The organism is Brucella sp. H1_1004 (assembly GCF_047308065.1).
Taxonomy (GTDB): Bacteria; Pseudomonadota; Alphaproteobacteria; order Rhizobiales; family Rhizobiaceae; genus Brucella; species Brucella pseudogrignonensis_B.
On record NZ_JAYKZA010000001.1, the window covers coordinates 389,747 to 408,082 of the forward strand.

Sequence of the window (18,336 nt, forward strand, 5' to 3'; positions counted from 1 at the left end):
ATCCATAGAAGGACAATTAGTAAGTAATAATAAATAAACTTGCAAATATGTCACATATGGTAAAATTCTATTTTGCCATATGTGAAGTTATTCTAAAATAACGCTAAATATTAGATAAAATAAACATTTACACATTCAATTATTTAATAATTACAAATATTTATGCTCCTCCATTATTTGACTCAACATTTTTTTCCACAGATCAACTAATTTTCGACCCGTTGCCATTTCTGGATCAAAGCTTTGGTGCACCGCGATACCACGCAAAACTGACAGAATAAGATGAAGCTTTAAGGTGTCAGTTTCATTGTCAGGCTCAAAACCCACCAGCTTCGATATGCTTAAATCACGTATATCGACCCAACGGCTCATTTCATCACGCAATCTCTGACCAAGCTCATTATCCAAACGCGCAGCGAGCATCAATTCAATAGCAGCGATGTAGCGCGTATCGGAGAAGATCGTCAGCCACAGTGCTTCTGTTAGTTCCGGCAGCGTATATTGGGTTTCATTGGGGTCTGCACCAAACGGATCAGCCACCTCCCAGTCTTCGTGAAGCTGTCGAAGAGCTGCGACGAGAAGATCATTACGCGAGGGAAACTGATGCGTCAGTGCACCGCGCGAAACTTTTGCTTTTTGCGCGATCATTGCGGTCGAGATCAGCCCATGCCCAACCTCAGCAAGTGCTTCAAGTGTTGCCTGACAAACGCGTGAACGGGTCGATGAAGAGCGTTCGGCTTGCGTTTTTCTACTTGATAGCGCCGAATTCTGACCCTTGATCGGCTTTATGGAACGATTCATATGGCGTGATCTCTACAGGTGACGACAGTTAAATTTATGCCTCGATATTAAGCGAACTGCACCTAAAATCAACAAGGCCAATGATTGGGATCGACATAAATATAAATTAAAACAGTGCTATAGGTGAGTTTTCAACATAAAAACAAACTAACCTGTTTTTATGTAGACAAACCAAAATCCCTATGCAAGGATGTTGCTAATATACTTACTGTATACAAGCGCTGAAACTGGCGCATAATGGGGAATGAACTATGACAAGTTTTGTGTTTTTCGGCGGCCATGTCCTTGATGTCGATAATGGCACCCTCAAAGCCGGACTAGAAGTGCTAGTCGAAGGCGACCGCATCGTTACGGTTAGCGACCAGCGCATTGATGCTCCTGATGCTCAGAGGATTGACCTTGCTGGCCGCACATTGATGCCAGGCCTTGTTGATGCACACGTACACGTAGCTGCGACTCTGGTCGATCTCGCTGAAAATGCCGCTTTGCCAACATCCCTCATTGCTTTGCGCAGCGCCAAAATCATGCGTAATATGTTGATGCGCGGGTTCACAACTCTGCGCGATTTGGCTGGCGCTGATCTCGGCTTAAAGCTTGCTGTCGATGAAGGAACAGTTGAGGCCCCTCGCCTTGTTATATGTGGCAAAGCATTGAGCCAAACCGTCGGCCATGGCGACTACCGTAAGCGTTACGACAATCGGCCATTGCATGAAGCCCGCCTGGGAAGTTTGGGACGCATTGCCGATGGCGTAGATGAAGTGCGTCGCGCTGCACGCGAAGAAATCAAGAATGGTGCGCAGTTCATCAAAATCATGGCAAATGGTGGCGTCGCTTCGCCCAATGATCCTATTCACGTATTACAATACTCGCGCGAAGAAATTTGCGCCATCGTTGAAGAGGCCGAAAACTACGGTCTTTATGTTGCGGCACACACATACTCCGACGCCTCTATTCGCCGTGCTGTCGAATGCGGTGTTAAGTCGTTAGAACATTGTAATCTTATCACTCCTGAGACTGCACGACTTGCTGCCGAAGCCGGTGCAATTGCTTGCCCAACGCTCGTTGCCTATGAAGGGCTGGCTATGGAAGGCGCAAGCTTTGGTTTAAGCGCAGATTCCCAATCCAAAATTGATACAGTACGCCGTGGCGGATTGGAGTCGCTGGCGATAATGCGTGACGCTGGCCTGCCAATGGCATTTGGGTCAGATTTGCTTGGGCAGCTTCATAAATATCAGTCGATGGAATTTTCATTACGTGCAAGCGTTTTGACCAACCGCGAAGTTCTGCATTCAGCAACACGCGTTTCAGCAAAGCTATGCGGCATGGAAGATGAAATCGGCGTTATCATGCCCGGCGCATATGCTGATCTTTTGATTGTTGATGGTAACCCATTCGAAGACATCACCACACTTGAAAGACATGATGAGTGCTTAACTGCCATCATGAAGGGCGGCGTCTTTCATAAGAACACCCTGGCGGAGTAGGTCGAATGGTCCGAGGCAATTCTCTTACAGAACGCCTAGGACGATTGGGAGCAGCGACAATGATAGCATTCAGCCTGGTGCTGATGCTTCTGCCCCTTGTGCTTGTGTTCTGGCTTTCTGTCATCTCGAACGAGATACTGTCATTGCCGGTTGAAGGCTACTCACTCCACTGGTTTTCGGAAGCGTTTCGTCAGCCCCAGTTTCTGAGCGGCTTTCTGCTTTCCATCGCGGTTGCAAGCTTCGCGATGATTGCTGGTCTGCTGGTCTCGGTCCCTGCGGCGATGGTGATTGTAAGGCGGAACTTCCGTGGTCGCAGTGCCTTGATCCAACTCTTGATGTCGCCTCTCACGGTGCCAGCAATTGTTATCGGTGCAGCGCTCTATGTAACGGTTGTTGAAATCGAGATAGCATCTGGTGCGCCTATTGTCGGCTCAACTGGTGTTTTCGTGGCAGGGCATGTCTTGTTGACAATCCCATGGTGTATCCGCCTGCTTCTGGCTTCGCTTGAAGGTGTGAATATGTCGGTTGAGGAAGCTGCTGCTTCGCTCGGTGCCAAACCATCAACTGTTGTCTGGCTGGTGACACTACCGCTCATCAAACCGGGAATATTTGCTGCTGCTGTATTTTCGTTCGTTGTCAGCTTCGGCAATCTTGAGGTCTCTATTTTCCTTTCTGGTCCCGGACAGGTCACGCTTCCGGTTGCGATGATGCAATATCTGGAATGGAAGATTGATCCAACAATCGCTGCCGTTTCCGTACTGCAAGTGCTTTTCGTGGCGCTAATGCTGATGATTTCCAATCGCTTTGTGAATATTTCGAGGATGGTCTGATGGCTGACGTTCAAATTCAGGGACTGACCAAAACCTACGGTGCTTTCAAAGCTGTATCCGACATGACGCTTGATGTCCATGAGGGTGAGTTTCTCATTTTCTTAGGGCCGTCCGGGTGCGGAAAAACCACAACATTGCGCATGCTGGCTGGCTTCATCGAACCTGATGCGGGAACCATGCGCCTTGGAAAAAGAGACATTACGTTTGAACCGCCGCATCGGCGCAATATTGGTCTGGTATTTCAAAACTATGCGCTTTTCCCGCATCTGAGCATTTTTGAGAATGTCGCCTTTGGTCTGCGCCGCAGGAAAGTGGCAGAACCAGAGCTGAAAAGCCGCGTTAAACACGCTCTTGAACTCGTTGATCTTGCACATCTGATAGAGCGCCTGCCAAAGCAGCTATCCGGCGGGCAACAACAGCGCGTCGCGATTGCCCGTGCTATCGCAATTCGGCCCGATATGCTGCTTCTTGATGAGCCGCTATCCAATCTGGATGCACGTCTGCGTTTGCAAGTGCGTGACGAGCTTCGCAGCCTACAGAAGTCACTTGGCATCACAACAATCATGGTCACGCACGATCAGGAAGAAGCCATGTCGGTTGGTGACCGATTGGTACTCATGCGTTCGGGGCTGATTGAACAGATCGGCAATGCGGAGCAATTATATAAGCAGCCTGCAAATCGCTTTGTTGCCGATTTTATTGGACGTGCAAATTTCCTATCCGGAAAAGCGGTCGAAAATGGGCGCTTTACGACTAAAGGCGGCGTTCATTTTCAGGCGGCACAAAGCACTAAGACAGCATCTGAAGTGCTTATCCGGCCCGAAGCTCTGCGGTTGAGCAAAGCACCTCTTCCTTCTGCTCAAAACAATCAGACGGCTATTATCAAGAAGCATGTATTCTTGGGCGGCATGGTCGAGATTGATCTGATGCTGACCGACGGACAGCATCTGACAGCCGTTGCATCTCCACGGGAACTGAATGAGGCGGGTATCGATCTTACTCCTGAAAGTTCAATCACAATGAGCATCGCGCCAGAGGACGTCGTGCTGCTTTAATCATTTAATCCCGAACGAGGCGACAGACCTCCGGGAATGCTTCATCAACGATCAAAAGGGGAACTAGCATGACAACAATCAGCAGACGCACTTTTGGAATTCTTTCCGGCAGCCTTTTGGCTTCAACAATGTTGCCTTCATTCGCCAAAGCGTCAGGTCGAGCCGTTGTTGGCACATGGGGCGGCGATTACCAAAATCTGCAACAAATCAATATTGCTGATGGCAATCTGAAGGGCAGCGGTATGCAGGTCATCTATGATCCTGCGACAGATACAGTGCGCAAAGCAAAGCTTCTAGCGGAGCGGCGTTTGCCACGCGGCTCTATGGATATTGCGTGTCTCACCCGTCAGGGGAGCTTTGAAATGTTCCAGAACGGAGTTATTGAAGGGCTGGATGAAACCAAAGTTCCAAACCTGAGCAAGGTTCTGCCATTCATCCGCACCAACTACTCCATCCCACATATCTATACGGGTCGGGTTATTCTTTATAATCCAAAGCAGGTAAGCCCAGCGCCGACATCCTAAGCCGATTTGTGGGATCCGAAATATGCTGGTCGCGTTGGCGTCATTGATCTTCAGTATCAGACGACAATTGAATCAGCCGCGATGATAGCTGGCGGCGGTGCTTCTGACTACGAACCCGGCAAAGCCAAGCTATTGGAGCTGAAAAAACAGGGTGTGAAGATCTATCCTACCAATGAGGCTCTTGCGCAGGCATTGAAGTCCGGTGAAATCGTCATGTGCATCATGTGGAATGCACGCGGCTACATGTGGAAGAATGCGGGTATCGACATCGAAATTGCTATTCCAAAAGAAGGCATCGGGCTCTACCTCTCGGACATGACAGTGCCTAAAAACGCACCAAACAAGCAAGCAGCCTACCAGTATATGAACGCCATGCTTGAACAAGCGCCACAAACAGCTTTTGCCGAGCAGATGGGCTATGCGCCAACCAATTCTGAGGTGGCATTACCTGCCGAACTCGCATCAGCCGTTGATTATACTGCCGCGCAGCGTGAACAATTCGTTCTGCCTGATCTTGAATATGTCGCGAAGGCAGATGCCGACCTGCAAAACTGGTGGAACAAAGAGTTTAAAGCCTGATTATCGCAACAACCTGTCTGGCTAAGCCAGACAGGTTCAGCTCCAGCTTTCCCGGTATAGCCATGCAAAAAACATCAATTTCCGCCGCTGCACTTCTCATGCCTGCGACAGGGCTGGTCCTTGTATTCATGGCATTGCCGCTGCTTTATCTGTTGCGTTACAGCTTCAACGATTTCGTGCCCGGCGAATTTATGGTGCAAGGCTTTACACTAGCAAACTTTGCAACATTCTTTACCGACACATACTATCTAAAAGGCATGGGGACAACCTTGTTCATGGCAGGTTCTGTTACCGCAGTCTGCATCATACTCAGCCTGCCGCTTGCCAATTGGATTTCACGACAAAAGGGTAGTCTCAAAACCATACTTCTCATGGCAATTATCCTGCCACTGTTCATTTCGAACGCTGTCCGCGCTGCGGGCTGGATGGTCGCGTTTGGTCAGACGGGAGTGCTGAATTTTCTTCTTATGAAAATCGGCATCATTTCTACGCCGCTAACGATCATGCAAACACCAACAGCTGTCTTTATTGGTATAACGGCCGTCAATCTTCCTTATGTCGTTCTTACATTACAAAGCGTTTTCGAAGGACTGGATGAAAACATTGATTATGCCGCTGCAAGCCTTGGTGCATCGCCTTTTCAAAGCTTTATGCTCGTTCGTATGCCACAAATCATGCCGGGTCTTCTCGCAGCGTCAGTTTTGTCATTCATTTTGACAATGAATGCATACGCCACACCAGTCCTTCTTGGCGGCCCATCGTTCCGAATGATGGCTCCAATGATCGTGACTGAGATACTGAACAAAGCAAACTGGCCACTCGGCGCTGCCCTTGCCTTCGTTCTGCTAACCGTCACTGTCACAATATCAGTACTGGCGGGTATATTCATTCGTCAGCGCTATTAATAAAAAAGCGGGAGCTAGGGCGTCAAATAGCGCCCTAGTTACTAACAATAACGCTCGATATGGATTTTTCCAAAGCGGAAAAATCTGGATGCTCACGCGTCCTTCGATCAACGATGAAATGTGAATTTTGCTAATAGAAAATTGAACTTTTTTAATTTTTTCGAGTTAATTTACTGTCGATCATATATGAGACACTATCAGCAGCGTCTCGTATCGGATCTGATGCAAGATGTGCATATCGCTGAGTTGTCACAGAGTGACTATGACCTAGTCCTAGTCCGTCTGACTAAGACGTATTCAGGCAGTGAGCCGCCATAGATGCATTAATCTCTTTTAATATCCGAAGCGGACGTGTGGCGCGGCCTTTGGTACAGTGCGGCGTTAGCTTTGGCACAAAAAGATAAATGCGCTAATGCCGTAGAATGCCTTAGTAGTGGTAATAAGTCTGTATCACGCCATTATCATTGCAAGTCACAGTCGCGGCAATCTGTGACAGACGCCCTGTAAAACAATAACGTGACTGTGGTGACGATACGGTCTGTAGTGCGTCATTATAATTGAGGGCTCCACAGAAACGTAGCTCTGTCCCTGTGATGTGAACGAATTCAACAAGGAACAATTTCAAAACCATTTTCATGTCCTTTGCAACATCAAACGGAAGCCCTGATTGGCTAACGTTTGCTAAACATAAAAGACAATTGGCTTCTTCCGCCAATTGGTGCTGCTTATCACTTGATGAACCGATCTGACAGTCGAGCAAGGCGTTCGACCATGACATCATATTGATCCCGGCCGAACAGTTCCTTGCCATAATGATATTCGGTCCCTCAGTATGGCGGACCGCGATAGAACAGAGTTTCTGGACGGTCAGAACGATCAATGAACATCTGCCAATCAAGGTACTCAATCACCACAGATGCAAGGCGTTCATGCACGTCCAGAAGCAAGGGCGCAAGTGTGGTCATATTGAAACGCGAGCCGATATCCCGATTCACACCAAACGAACGACCCGCAACTTTGCCATTAAGGTCAGGCGCTGGAGATAAACAAACTTTACCGCACTTTTCAGATCGGTCAATGTAGTTGGGTCGTTTGCCTTCAGCCGCTCAAACTCGCGTCGGCTGGTAATCTAGAAGCGAAGCGTGTCCATGAACTGCGGATAATGTCGTTGCAGGATACGAAACAGTTTCACCAAATCACCAGAGCGATCATTGATGAGCTCGGCCCGTGGTGCTGATGTTCGCGTGAATAACACGCCATCATCTCAGCGAAACAAAACATATGGCAAAAGTCAGAATTTGTCGTATGTCTACTCGAGATCTAAGAATCTATTTTCATGCAATCATAGAACCCGTTTTCTCATGTGCTTTTAACTATCATGATCGGTTAAAGCTCTCTCTAATTACTATGGACATTGTGGGATTCACGAGCGTTAAAACATCTATACGACAAATTCCGTACGGGGGCGCCAAACATGCCATTCCAGCTAACATGTTAGTCAAATATTTTTTAACAATCAATTATATTGACTCCATCGATTAGCTCTTGATAAAGAAGCGTAGAGCTGTGGAGGAGCTTGTCTCATCGGCGGCACAATATGTAGCTGATGGAGACCTCAAGCATGTTTAAAACAAATCAACTCAAGGCTCGCCTATTGGCGGGAGAGGTCGCATTCGGTTGCTGGGTGGCTGGCGGATCTGTTACGGCTGCCGAAGTTCTGGGCCATATCGGATTTGACTTCCTCCTTCTTGATCACGAGCATGGCGTTGGCGACGCTGCAACAATCGTTGATGAGCTGCGCGCCGTTGCAGTCACCCCAACACCCGCAATTGTCCGTGTTCCGTGGAACGACCATGTCTATCTGAAGCGCATTCTCGATGCTGGCGTTCAATCGGTCATGATCCCATCGGTGGAGAATGTTGAAGAGGCTCGCGCCGCGATCGCTGGCTGCTATTACCCACCACATGGACGCCGCGGTTATGCGGCAGGTGTCGTCCGCGCCTCGACCTATGGTCTTGTTCCAGACTACATTCATCAGGCAAATGAGAACCTTCTGACAATTTGTCAGGTGGAGTCGGCAGCCGCTGTTGAGCAGATCGACGCGATCTGCGCAATTGAAGGTCTTGATTGCGTCTTCATCGGCGTTAACGATCTGGCCGGATCGATTGGCAAGCTGGAGCAGACAGATGATCCGGCAGTTCGTGCGCTGGTCAAGAAGGCCGAAGATGCCATTTTGCGTTCCGGAAAAATCATGGGGACTGTTCCTAACGCAGGTGCCTCAGTCGCAGATCTGGTTGAACGCGGATACCGTATCATCGCAGGACCGCATGACATCGCCCTTCTACGCGACGCAGCAAAAGGTGCTCTGGATGCATATAAAGGTATCAAGAGCTCATCTGCGTCCCAGGCAAGCGATCAGAAACTGCGCGCGTATTGATGACGATATGACGCCATTAGGCGGCACTCGGAATCTGCAAACATCACTGTCATATCTCTGAAAGTCTACCCCATGTCCATCCAACGTCTTGCGCCGCGCATGAGCGTCATCGGCGCCTCTCCGACCGCCGAAATTTCCAATAAAGTCCGCGCTTTGCGTGCAGCAGGTTTCGACGTCGTAAACCTCGGTGAAGGTGAACTCGATTTCGCCACGCCAAAAGCCATCGCCGATGCGGGCGTGGAAGCCATTCGCAATGGCGAAACAAAATATACCGCCGTATCAGGTACAGCAGCTCTCAAGGCGGCAATAATTCATAAGTTCAAGTCCGAAAACAACCTGACTTATGAACCAAATCAAATCATCGCTGGCGCAGGTGCCAAGCAGCTGATTTTCAATGCGTTCTTCGCAACCCTGGATTACGGTGATGAAGTTATCATCCCGGCACCTTACTGGGTTTCTTACCCTGATATGATCCGTCTTGCTGGCGGCGTACCGGTTTCCGTCGCAACAAAGCGCAGCAACCGCTGGATCTTGCAGCCAGAAGAACTCGAAGCTGCTATTACCCCTAAAACCCGCTGGGTTATTCTGAACTCGCCAAGCAATCCAACTGGTGCCGTTTATTCCAAGGATGAACTCAAAGCGTTAACTGATGTGCTTCTGCGCCATCCAAATGTACTTGTTATGGCCGATGACATTTATGAACATGTTATCTATCAAGGCACTTTTGAAACGCCAGCGGCTGTAGAGCCAGCCCTTTATGATCGCACACTGACGATCAACGGCGTATCAAAAGGCTTCTCCATGACTGGCTGGCGGCTGGGCTATTCCGGCGGTCCTGCCTGGTTGGTTTCGGCAATGGAAATGTTGCAGTCCCAGAGCACCGCGCACCCATCATCCGTCAGTCAGGGAGCCGCAGTCGTGGCGCTCAATGGCGGTCATGATTTCATGCCAGAGTGGCTTCGCATTCTGGGTGAGCGCCGCGCAATCGCAATGGACATGATCGCTAAGGCCGATGGCCTTGAAGCCGATGCCCCGGAAGGCGCGTTTTATGTTTTTGCAGATTGCTCAGCACTGTTCGGTCGTAAAACAGCAGACGGTAAAGTGATCAAAAGCGATCTCGATGTTGCGTCTTACCTTCTGGATGAAGCGCATGTCGGCGTTGTTCATGGCGATGCTTTTGGCATGCCGGGCCACATTCGGTTTGCATATGCGGTAGCAACTGAAACTTTGCGCGGTGCATGCGAACGCGTCGTTGCGGCAGTCAATAAGCTCCAGAAATAACATCTTCAAATTTTCAACAGGCGGTTCTGCACTGTCTGTTGAAGGACCTTCTCAACTTAAATTGGCTCTTTAAGCCAGATAAACAGGGTGAAACAATGAAAAAGGTTCTACTTAGCACTGTAATGGGAATGATTGCCGCGACAGCTGCAACGTCCATGTCTTCAGCATCCACTTTGTCGGATGTGAAGACACGTGGCGTTTTGCATTGCGGCGTCAACAGCGGGCTTGCTGGTTTTGCGGCACCCAATGACAAAGGCGAATGGTCCGGTTTTTCCGTCGATTATTGTAAAGCGGTAGCAGCTGCTGTCTTGGGCGATGCGACAAAGGTAAAGTACATTCCTTTGACCTCTAAAGAACGCACACCTGCGCTCCAGTCTGGTGAAGTAGACCTGCTCTCGCGTGAAACCACCTGGACAATCAGCCGTGATACAGCACTTGGTTTCAACTTCCGCCCCGTCAATTTCTATGATGGTCAGGGCTTCATGGTCCGCAAAGACCTTGGCGTGAAATCGGCGCTCGATCTGGATGGCGCTTCGGTCTGCTTGCAGACTGGAACCACCACTGAAATGAATGTGGCGGATTACTTCCGCGCCAATAAAATCACCTATGAGCCAATCGTTTTCGAAAAGCAGGAAGAAGTCGACGGTGCTTATGCAGCAGGCCGCTGCGATGTTTACACGACCGACCAATCGGCGCTGTACTCGCTGCGTTTGGCTTTGAAAGATCCCGACAACCACGTAATTCTGCCAGAAATCATCTCGAAAGAACCACTTGGCCTTGTTGTTCGCCATGGTGATGATCAGTGGTTCGACATTGTAAGCTGGGTTCACTACGCTCTGATCAACGCTGAAGAATTCGGCATTACACAGGCCAACGTCGAGGAAATGAAGCAGTCTGTAAATCCGGATATTCAGCGTTTCCTTGGCGTTGAAACTGGTAACAAGATCGGTGCAGATCTTGGCCTCGACAATGGATGGTCTGAGAGCACGATCAAAAGCGTAGGCAATTACGGCGAAATCTTCGAACGTAATCTTGGCAAAGATAGTCCGCTGAAAATTGATCGTGGCCTGAACCAATTGTGGAACAAGGGCGGCATCCAGTATGCCCCACCTGTTCGCTAAGAAACGCACCACCACATCAGGAAGAGCGCCAATGCGCTCTTCCTCCTATCTGCCTGGCATAGATTTGGGGTCCTTCCACCAAAACTTATTCAGGACGCGCCTGACTTTGGGAGGGAGTTAATCCATGGCTGAAAACGTCATGACTAAAGACGTTGGTCCAGACAAAAAACTGCGCTCCATGAACGATCCAAAATTTCGGGGCCAACTATTCCAGATAGCTGTGCTCATCTGTCTTGTTGCGGCAGCATATTGGATTGTCTCAAACACGATTGCAAACTTGCAGCGCGCGAACATTGCATCGGGTTTTGGCTTTCTTGAAGGTCGCGCTGGCTTCGATATCTCACAGGCATTAATCCCATTCTCAAGCGACTCCACTTATGGACGTGCGCTTCTTGTAGGTTTTCTCAATACCCTTTTGGTGGCAGTCACCGGCATTGTTGCCGCAACTATTCTGGGCTTTTTGATTGGAATTGGACGACTATCCAACAATTGGCTGATCGCAAAATTATGCACAGTATATGTTGAGGTGTTCCGTAATATTCCGCCACTACTGATCGTCTTCTTCTGGTATGTCGGCGTCATTTCGATCCTGCCACAGATCCGGCAGTCGATTGAACTCCCTTTCTCAGTTTTCATCAACAATCGCGGCATTTCATTTCCAAAACCCGACTTTGGTGGTGCTGGCGTCTGGGTTTTCACCGCTTTCATCATCGCGATTCTGGCTAGTATTGCGATTGGATTTTACTCGCGCAACAAACAAGCTGCGACGGGCAAGCGTTTGCCTGTTCTTTGGATAACAGTGGCTTTACTCATTGCCTTGCCAACACTCACAATGCTTGTGGCAGGCGGAGCACTGTCTTTTGAACTGCCGGAACTTGGGCGGTTTCGGCTTCAGGGCGGCATGACGGTTGGACCAGAATTTTTGTCGCTGTTCTTGTCCCTGTCTTTTTATACCGCCGCATACATTGCCGAGATTGTGAGGTCCGGTATCGTTGGTGTTAACAAAGGCCAGACAGAAGCGGCGCATGCATTGGGGCTTTCTCCTTCACTGACCACTCGGCTTGTCGTCATACCGCAAGCTATGCGGATCATCATTCCTCCGCTCACAAGCCAATATCTCAACCTGATGAAAGATTCCTCACTCGCTATCGCCGTTGGCTATGCCGATATCGTCTCTATCGGCGGAACAATCATGAACCAGACGGGACAGGCAATTGAAGTTATAACGATATGGGCAATCGTGTTCGTATCGCTGAGCCTGACGGCTTCTGCCTTCATGAACTGGTTCAACACAAAAGTGGCGCTGAAGGAGCGGTAAAATGAGCGATACACATTTCATCCGCAAGGAAATGCACCCTGCTCTTCCTGCACCAGGAACTCGAACTGGCGCGCTGGCATGGATCAGACGCTCATTATTTGGCAGTCTGAAAGACAGCATTTTCACCATTTTAGCTCTGCTTCTCATCGGATGGCTGCTACCGCCAGCAGTGAAATGGCTTTTCATTGACGCATCATGGACAGGCAGCGGTCGCGAAGCCTGTTCGACCATCGCCCAAGGCGGCATGCAGCCAGATGGTTGGTCCGGCGCATGCTGGGCATTCGTTAATGCAAAAATGGATCAGTTCATTTTCGGGCGCTATCCAATAGATGAGCGCTGGCGCCCGATTGCCGTTTTTATGCTTTTCGCAATGCTGTTAGCCCCGCTGCTGATATCGAAAGTCGGACACAAGGCGCTAAATGCGGCTCTTATGTTCCTGTTATTGCCGGTAGTTTCAGTCATATTGCTTATTGGTGGCATTTTTGGCTTGCCCTATGTCGAGACATCGCTCTGGGGCGGGTTGCTCGTTACGCTGACGCTTTCATTTGTCGGCATTTCCGTGTCGCTGCCAATGGGCGTCTTGCTCGCATTGGGTCGCAGATCCGAATTGCCGGTAATCCGCAAGCTTTCAACTGCGTTTATTGAACTGGTACGCGGCATTCCATTGCTGGCCGTATTGTTCATGGCAAGTGTGGTTTTGCCTCTGTTCCTCCCACAGGGCTTTACAGTTGATAAATTCATTCGCGCACTGATCGGCGTCTCGCTTTTTGCATCGGCTTATATGGCTGAAGTGGTGCGCGGTGGCCTTCAGGCAATGCCCAAAGGCCAGTATGAAGGTGCCGACGCTCTGGGGTTAACCTATTGGCAGAAGATGATCCTCGTCGTTCTTCCTCAAGCCTTAAAACTCGTAATCCCCGGTATCGTAAACACCTTCATCGGCTTGTTCAAAGATACATCGCTCGTCACAATTATTGCAATGTTTGACCTGCTCGGGATTGTTCGCCTCAATTTCTCAGACGCCAACTGGGCCTCACCAGTTACTCCCGTAACCGGATTAATCTTTGCGGGTTTTGTTTTCTGGATTTTCTGTTTCGCCATGTCGCGATACTCTATATTCATGGAACGACGGCTCGACACGGGTCACAAACGATAAGAATTAAAGGGAATAATTCAAATGAGTGCACAAAGCGCCCTCCCGCAATCTGAGCTAGGTGTCGACATCGACCGTTCAAAACTGGAAATCTCGAAGACCGAAGTGGCTATCGAGATCAAGAACATGCACAAGTGGTATGGTGAGTTCCACGTGCTGCGTGATATTAATCTGAAAGTCATGCGTGGCGAACGCATCGTCGTTGCCGGCCCTTCAGGCTCCGGCAAATCAACGATGATCCGTTGCGTCAACCGTCTGGAAGAACACCAGAAAGGGCAAATAATCGTTGATGGCATTGAGCTCACCAACGATCTCAAGAAGATCGATGAAGTGCGTCGCGAAGTCGGGATGGTGTTTCAGCACTTCAACCTGTTCCCGCATCTGACCATTCTGGAGAATTGCACGCTGGCCCCAATCTGGGTGCGCAAAATGCCCAAGAAGCAGGCGGAAGAAATCGCGATGCACTATTTGAAGCGCGTGAAAATTCCGGAACAGGCCAATAAATATCCGGGTCAGCTTTCCGGTGGTCAGCAGCAACGTGTGGCAATTGCCCGTGCGCTGTGCATGAACCCGAAAGTGATGCTCTTTGACGAGCCGACTTCAGCGCTTGATCCGGAAATGGTCAAGGAAGTGCTTGATACAATGGTTAGCCTCGCTGATGAAGGCATGACCATGATCTGCGTGACACATGAAATGGGCTTTGCCCGTCAGGTTGCAAACCGCGTGATCTTTATGGATCAGGGCCAGATTGTCGAAGAGAATGCGCCAGCCGAGTTTTTCGACAACCCGCAGCACGAGCGCACCAAACTCTTCTTGAGTCAAATTCTCCATTAGAGCCGGAGTATCAGACGCATAAAAAGCGCGGCACGATTGTGTTAAACTGCCGCGCTTACAACAAACTCTTGCAATTTTGATCATCCAAGTACTCAATAATATTTCACTGATGAATCAGTTATAAGTTAGGAATTTTGAATGACGCCGTTAGGCCAACCTCGCGCAGGTGGAAAAGAAGTCATTAAGCAGCGCGAGCTTGCCTATAGCAGCATCATCGACAAGCTTCTGGCACGGGAATTTTTGCCTGGGCAATTTTTATCGCAACGACAACTTGTCGAAAGCACTGGACTACCGCTTGGACCAATCCGTGAAATCATTCCCCGGCTGGAATCCGAAGGTCTATTGACAGCGTTGCCACAGCGCGGAATTCAAATTGCACATGTGGATCTCAATCTTATCCGTGAGGCGTTTCAGTTTCGCCTGGTAATGGAAAAAGAGGCTGTACAGCTTTTTACGCGTAACGCATCTGACGCCGCTATAAAATCCCTTCGTGACGAACACGAAGAAATGCTTGCGCTCGCACAATCAAAAACACTGAGCCCTCTGGAAGAAGAAAAGGCGCAGCAAATTGATTGGAAAATGCACAACACACTTATCGATGCGATGGGAAACAACATCATCTCAACGGCTTATCGCGTCAATTCAGTTAAAACCCGTTTAATCAATCAAGAGCGTTATACGATTGAAGGACGCGTCGCACCCGTTATGCAAGAACATCTGCGTATTATCGAGGCCATCGAAACAAGAAATACCGATAAGGCGACAGAAGCTTTATCGGATCACATTAACAATTCAAAAGCACTGGCACTTGACGTTTAAGTTCGGTAAAGCTGCAGACGAATTGCTACCATCATTTCAGCACGCTGAATTTTTGGTCGTATTGAAAAAGTATGGCAGCCATATCTTGGACTTCCCCTTCAAAAGTGGAGAGCTTCTGTTAGATAAAACTGACAGGAGACTTAGAATTGAAGCAGCGAGAATTTACAGACGAGTTTAAACGTGAAGCCGCTCGGATTTTAACGACGAGCGATCGAAGCATTTCATCGGTTGCGGTTGACCTTGGGATTGGTAAATCAATACTTGACCGTTGGCGGCGCAATTTTGCTGAGAAGGATCTGCTTTCTGGTCCTAATGAGGACATGAGCGAGGAACTTGCCCGGCTTCGTAAAGAAAACGAACTCCTGCGCGAGGAACATACCTGCTAAAAAAAGCGACGGCCTTCTTCGTTCGAGTTGAGGCGGATAAGAAAACAGTCCAGCGAACTGTTTTCCCGCCGAACAATCGATGAGGTTTGTGTTCATCGACACGGAGAAGGCCCATATGTCTGTGTCACGGCTATGCGCTTTCTCAGGCGTCAGTATCAGCGGTTATTATGCATGGAAGCATCGTTTGCCCGGTCGTCGCCAGCTTGATGACATGATTATCCTGGCGCATATTCGTAATCAGTTTGAGCTGTCACGTGAAACTTATGGCAGCCCTTGAATGCATGTCGAACTGAACGAAGAAGGTATTCGAGCAGGACGTCACCGCACGGCGCGACTGATGCGTGAAAACGGCCTTAAAGCCCGGCAGAAAACTCGCTTCAAACGCACGACCGACAGCAATCATGGTGAGCCCGTCGCTCCCAATCTTCTGGATCAGGACTTCACTTGTGATGGGCCTAATCAAAAATGGGGTGTCGATATCAGTTACATATGGACGGCAGAAGGCTGGCTATATCTGGCAATCGTTGTCGATCTTTATTCGCGTCGCATCATCGGCTGGGAAGCACGCGATAGGATGAAGAAGGATCTGGCGATCAGTGCTTTGAAGAAAGCCATTGCAATCCGTCAACCAAAGCCGGGGTTGATCCAGCACTCGGACAAGGGGAGCCAATATGCCAGTTATGAGTATCGCAAAATCCTCAAAGCTCACGAGATACTTTCATCCATGAGCGGCAAAGGAAATTGCTATGACAATGCAATGGTGGAAACCGTCTTAAAGACGATCAAGTCAGAACTGATCTGCGCACTGTATTCCAGACCAGAAATGACGCGATCAACGCCATTGGCGAATACATTGACGGCGTCTCAAATCCTGTGCGCAGACATTCTGCACTCGGGTATAAATCACCGATCCAGTTCGAGATGATAAACCGTCAATTAGTGACAAAATCTCTCCTCTAAATAAGGGCAAGTCCAAATACTTTTATTATATAATTAGGATTTTTTTCTTAGTAACCTCATACATATAGCGAAATATCAGGCGACTTGGCCAGCACTCCAGCCAGATGACCAAGCCCACTGAAAATTATATCCTCCCAGCCAGCCGGTAACGTCGACGACTTCGCCGATAAAATACAGGCCAGCTACGTTGTTTGCCTCCATAGTTTTAGAGTTCAACCCTTTCGTATCTACGCCACCAATAGTCACCTCAGCCGTGCGATATCCTTCTGAGCCTGCAGGCTTAACAGTCCATTTGTTCACCGAAGCATCAACGCGTCGCAGAATTGCATCTGATATATCCGCAAGTTTATCAGGGGCAGCGGCTTCCATCGCTATAATTTGTGCCAGTTTTTTTGGAAGAAATGAAGTCAGTGCCGTCTGCAGCGCCTGCTTGCCGTTTTTACTTCGCAATATGCGTAGTTCTTCAAATATGTCGACTTGCGGGACCATAGATATCGTTATTTCGCGTCCTTCGCGCCAATAAGACGATATCTGTAAAATAGCTGGCCCGCTTATTCCACGATGTGTGAACAACGCAGCTTCGGAAAAATGAGTTTTGCCGCAATACACTTTCCCGTCCACCGCCACACCTGCCAATGGCTTTAAGCGCTCCAAAAGATGCGGCTCAAACGTCAGAGGCACCAAGCCAGGACGTGTCTCCACGATGTTTAATCCGAATTTCGCAGCAATTTCATAACCCAAACCTGTCGCACCCATTTTAGGGATCGACTTACCGCCTGTCGCAACAACAAGAGACTTTGAAATCGTCGTTCCTTGGCTATGTCGAACGACAAACCCGGCTTCAGTTTTCGTTACATCTTCGATTGAGGTTTGGAGCTGCAACTGAGCACCATATATCTCCATTTCATTGCGCAGCATCTTTATAATCTGGACAGCCGAGCCGTCGCAAAAAAGTTGGCCAAGTGTCTTTTCATGGAATGAGATATCGTAGCGTTTCAAAAGGTTAATGAAGTCGCTTGGTTTGTAGCGACTTAAAGCCGAAATACAGAAATGGGGGTTTTGAGAAATAAAATTTTTAGGACTGGTATGAATATTTGTGAAGTTACATCTTCCGCCGCCCGATATTCTGATTTTATCGCCGGGCGTTTTGGAATGATCGAGCACGAGCACCGACCGGCCACGCTTTGCGGCTTCAATAGCGCACATCATCCCCGCAGCACCTGCACCCAAAATCAACACATCAACGCTGTTCACTCGATAACTCCAAAGGAAGTGGCCCAATATGCTGGTTCAGGAATTATCGCAGCCGCTGCATACCGGTAAAATCGTCGCCGCTCCTATCCAACCTTTATCATCTCCGGTCAATATCGCGGCGCAGCACAATTGCTGTTGTCAGGTCTTCGACGAGCTCGTGCTGCGCGATCAGGTCACGCAACTGATTAATACGATCAATTGACCCTGCTTCTAACTCCACAATGAAATCAAGCTGCCCACTGACAGATGATACGCGGCGGACTTCTGAATAAACCGCAAGGACATCCAACAATTCACGCGCAGGTGTCTGCTTTAAACTTACAAGCAAGGTCGCACAAATGACATGCGCATTTATTTCGCCGATATCGGCACGATAGCCCCTGATTACACCACTCTTCTCAAGACATGTAATGCGCTCGCTGGTGGCACTTCGCGACAATCCTATGCGCCCCGCAAGCACTTTAATCGCGATGCGCGCCTCTGTCGATAATATCGACAGTATTTCGCGGTCTTTGTCATCAAGCGCCCGCATTTTGAACCATCCATTCCAAAAGTAGAAAAGTGTTTGTCCATTCCGACAAACCGTCGGCGACACCGA

The 18,336-nt window shown here is 49.0% G+C and carries 16 protein-coding genes and 2 pseudogenes; 14 read left to right on the forward strand and 4 right to left on the reverse strand.

Annotated features, from left to right (window positions below; all coding sequences use genetic code 11):
• Positions 1-150 precede the first annotated feature (150 nt).
• The gene (locus U2P60_RS01890; protein WP_413571014.1) at positions 151-801 is read right to left on the reverse strand and encodes a TetR/AcrR family transcriptional regulator; all 651 of its coding nucleotides are present in this window, start codon (positions 799-801) and stop codon (positions 151-153) included.
• Between the two features lie 251 nt (positions 802-1,052).
• Between U2P60_RS01890 and U2P60_RS01895 the strand changes: the two genes are divergently transcribed.
• The 6 genes from U2P60_RS01895 (at position 1,053) to U2P60_RS01920 (ending at position 6,178) form a co-directional block, all read left to right on the forward strand.
• Positions 1,053-2,285 (forward strand): amidohydrolase family protein, encoded by a 1,233-nt coding sequence (locus tag U2P60_RS01895; RefSeq protein ID WP_413571015.1) that lies wholly within the window; start codon positions 1,053-1,055, stop codon positions 2,283-2,285.
• 59 nt (positions 2,286-2,344) lie between these two features.
• On the forward strand, positions 2,345-3,115 hold the full coding sequence (locus U2P60_RS01900; protein WP_413571016.1) for an ABC transporter permease: 771 nt from the start codon (positions 2,345-2,347) through the stop codon (positions 3,113-3,115).
• On the forward strand, positions 3,115-4,170 hold the full coding sequence (locus U2P60_RS01905) for an ABC transporter ATP-binding protein (protein WP_413571017.1): 1,056 nt from the start codon (positions 3,115-3,117) through the stop codon (positions 4,168-4,170). The genes U2P60_RS01900 and U2P60_RS01905 overlap by 1 nt, the downstream gene beginning before the upstream one ends.
• Positions 4,171-4,238: 68 nt before the next feature.
• Positions 4,239-4,694: a hypothetical protein gene (locus U2P60_RS01910; RefSeq protein WP_413571018.1), complete on the forward strand. Its 456-nt coding sequence runs from the start codon at positions 4,239-4,241 to the stop codon at positions 4,692-4,694.
• A gap of 6 nt (positions 4,695-4,700) precedes the next feature.
• The gene (locus U2P60_RS01915; RefSeq protein WP_413571019.1) at positions 4,701-5,273 is read left to right on the forward strand and encodes an ABC transporter substrate-binding protein; all 573 of its coding nucleotides are present in this window, start codon (positions 4,701-4,703) and stop codon (positions 5,271-5,273) included.
• Between the two features lie 62 nt (positions 5,274-5,335).
• Positions 5,336-6,178 (forward strand): ABC transporter permease, encoded by an 843-nt coding sequence (locus U2P60_RS01920; RefSeq protein ID WP_413571020.1) that lies wholly within the window; start codon positions 5,336-5,338, stop codon positions 6,176-6,178.
• Positions 6,179-6,912: 734 nt separating this feature from the next.
• Here U2P60_RS01920 and U2P60_RS01925 read toward each other — a convergent pair.
• Positions 6,913-7,433, reverse strand: a pseudogene (locus U2P60_RS01925) (DNA adenine methylase); the annotation flags it as partial.
• A gap of 366 nt (positions 7,434-7,799) precedes the next feature.
• Here U2P60_RS01925 and U2P60_RS01930 point away from each other — a divergent pair.
• The 8 genes and pseudogenes from U2P60_RS01930 (at position 7,800) to U2P60_RS01965 (ending at position 16,484) form a co-directional block, all read left to right on the forward strand.
• Complete coding sequence (locus U2P60_RS01930) at positions 7,800-8,615, forward strand: HpcH/HpaI aldolase family protein (RefSeq protein WP_413571021.1); 816 nt, start codon at positions 7,800-7,802, stop codon at positions 8,613-8,615.
• Positions 8,616-8,687: 72 nt separating this feature from the next.
• Positions 8,688-9,896, forward strand: a complete 1,209-nt coding sequence (locus tag U2P60_RS01935) for a pyridoxal phosphate-dependent aminotransferase (protein ID WP_413571022.1) — start codon at positions 8,688-8,690, stop codon at positions 9,894-9,896.
• Between the two features lie 95 nt (positions 9,897-9,991).
• Positions 9,992-11,017, forward strand: a complete 1,026-nt coding sequence (locus tag U2P60_RS01940; RefSeq protein WP_413571023.1) for a transporter substrate-binding domain-containing protein — start codon at positions 9,992-9,994, stop codon at positions 11,015-11,017.
• Positions 11,018-11,141: 124 nt separating this feature from the next.
• Positions 11,142-12,335 carry an amino acid ABC transporter permease gene (locus tag U2P60_RS01945; RefSeq protein WP_413571024.1) on the forward strand — a complete coding sequence of 398 codons (1,194 nt, stop codon included), beginning with the start codon at positions 11,142-11,144 and terminating at the stop codon, positions 12,333-12,335.
• Position 12,336: 1 nt separating this feature from the next.
• Positions 12,337-13,488, forward strand: a complete 1,152-nt coding sequence (locus U2P60_RS01950; RefSeq protein ID WP_413571025.1) for an amino acid ABC transporter permease — start codon at positions 12,337-12,339, stop codon at positions 13,486-13,488.
• Between the two features lie 21 nt (positions 13,489-13,509).
• Positions 13,510-14,319, forward strand: a complete 810-nt coding sequence (locus U2P60_RS01955) for an amino acid ABC transporter ATP-binding protein (protein ID WP_413571026.1) — start codon at positions 13,510-13,512, stop codon at positions 14,317-14,319.
• Positions 14,320-14,457: 138 nt separating this feature from the next.
• Positions 14,458-15,138 carry a GntR family transcriptional regulator gene (locus tag U2P60_RS01960; protein WP_413571027.1) on the forward strand — a complete coding sequence of 227 codons (681 nt, stop codon included), beginning with the start codon at positions 14,458-14,460 and terminating at the stop codon, positions 15,136-15,138.
• A gap of 146 nt (positions 15,139-15,284) precedes the next feature.
• Positions 15,285-16,484 (forward strand): annotated as a pseudogene (locus U2P60_RS01965) (IS3 family transposase).
• 75 nt (positions 16,485-16,559) lie between these two features.
• Here the strand turns inward: U2P60_RS01965 and U2P60_RS01970 are convergent.
• Positions 16,560-17,738 carry an NAD(P)/FAD-dependent oxidoreductase gene (locus tag U2P60_RS01970; RefSeq protein ID WP_413571028.1) on the reverse strand — a complete coding sequence of 393 codons (1,179 nt, stop codon included), beginning with the start codon at positions 17,736-17,738 and terminating at the stop codon, positions 16,560-16,562.
• A 97-nt stretch (positions 17,739-17,835) separates the two neighbouring features.
• Positions 17,836-18,270: an Lrp/AsnC family transcriptional regulator gene (locus U2P60_RS01975; RefSeq protein ID WP_313828927.1), complete on the reverse strand. Its 435-nt coding sequence runs from the start codon at positions 18,268-18,270 to the stop codon at positions 17,836-17,838.
• Positions 18,271-18,336: the final 66 nt, after the last annotated feature.

Bases quoted from the DNA above. Each gene is read 5' to 3' on its own strand.
- U2P60_RS01895 (WP_413571015.1), top strand. From the start codon at position 1,053: ATGACAAGTTTTGTGTTTTTCGGCGGCCATGTCCTTGATGTCGATAAT.
- U2P60_RS01950 (WP_413571025.1), top strand. From the start codon at position 12,337: ATGAGCGATACACATTTCATCCGCAAGGAAATGCACCCTGCTCTTCCT.
- U2P60_RS01975 (WP_313828927.1), bottom strand. From the start codon at position 18,270: ATGCGGGCGCTTGATGACAAAGACCGCGAAATACTGTCGATATTATCG.
- U2P60_RS01955 (WP_413571026.1), top strand. From the start codon at position 13,510: ATGAGTGCACAAAGCGCCCTCCCGCAATCTGAGCTAGGTGTCGACATC.
- U2P60_RS01940 (WP_413571023.1), top strand. From the start codon at position 9,992: ATGAAAAAGGTTCTACTTAGCACTGTAATGGGAATGATTGCCGCGACA.
- U2P60_RS01935 (WP_413571022.1), top strand. From the start codon at position 8,688: ATGTCCATCCAACGTCTTGCGCCGCGCATGAGCGTCATCGGCGCCTCT.
- U2P60_RS01945 (WP_413571024.1), top strand. From the start codon at position 11,142: ATGGCTGAAAACGTCATGACTAAAGACGTTGGTCCAGACAAAAAACTG.
- U2P60_RS01930 (WP_413571021.1), top strand. From the start codon at position 7,800: ATGTTTAAAACAAATCAACTCAAGGCTCGCCTATTGGCGGGAGAGGTC.
- U2P60_RS01910 (WP_413571018.1), top strand. From the start codon at position 4,239: ATGACAACAATCAGCAGACGCACTTTTGGAATTCTTTCCGGCAGCCTT.
- U2P60_RS01920 (WP_413571020.1), top strand. From the start codon at position 5,336: ATGCAAAAAACATCAATTTCCGCCGCTGCACTTCTCATGCCTGCGACA.
- U2P60_RS01890 (WP_413571014.1), bottom strand. From the start codon at position 801: ATGAATCGTTCCATAAAGCCGATCAAGGGTCAGAATTCGGCGCTATCA.
- U2P60_RS01900 (WP_413571016.1), top strand. From the start codon at position 2,345: ATGATAGCATTCAGCCTGGTGCTGATGCTTCTGCCCCTTGTGCTTGTG.
- U2P60_RS01905 (WP_413571017.1), top strand. From the start codon at position 3,115: ATGGCTGACGTTCAAATTCAGGGACTGACCAAAACCTACGGTGCTTTC.
- U2P60_RS01960 (WP_413571027.1), top strand. From the start codon at position 14,458: ATGACGCCGTTAGGCCAACCTCGCGCAGGTGGAAAAGAAGTCATTAAG.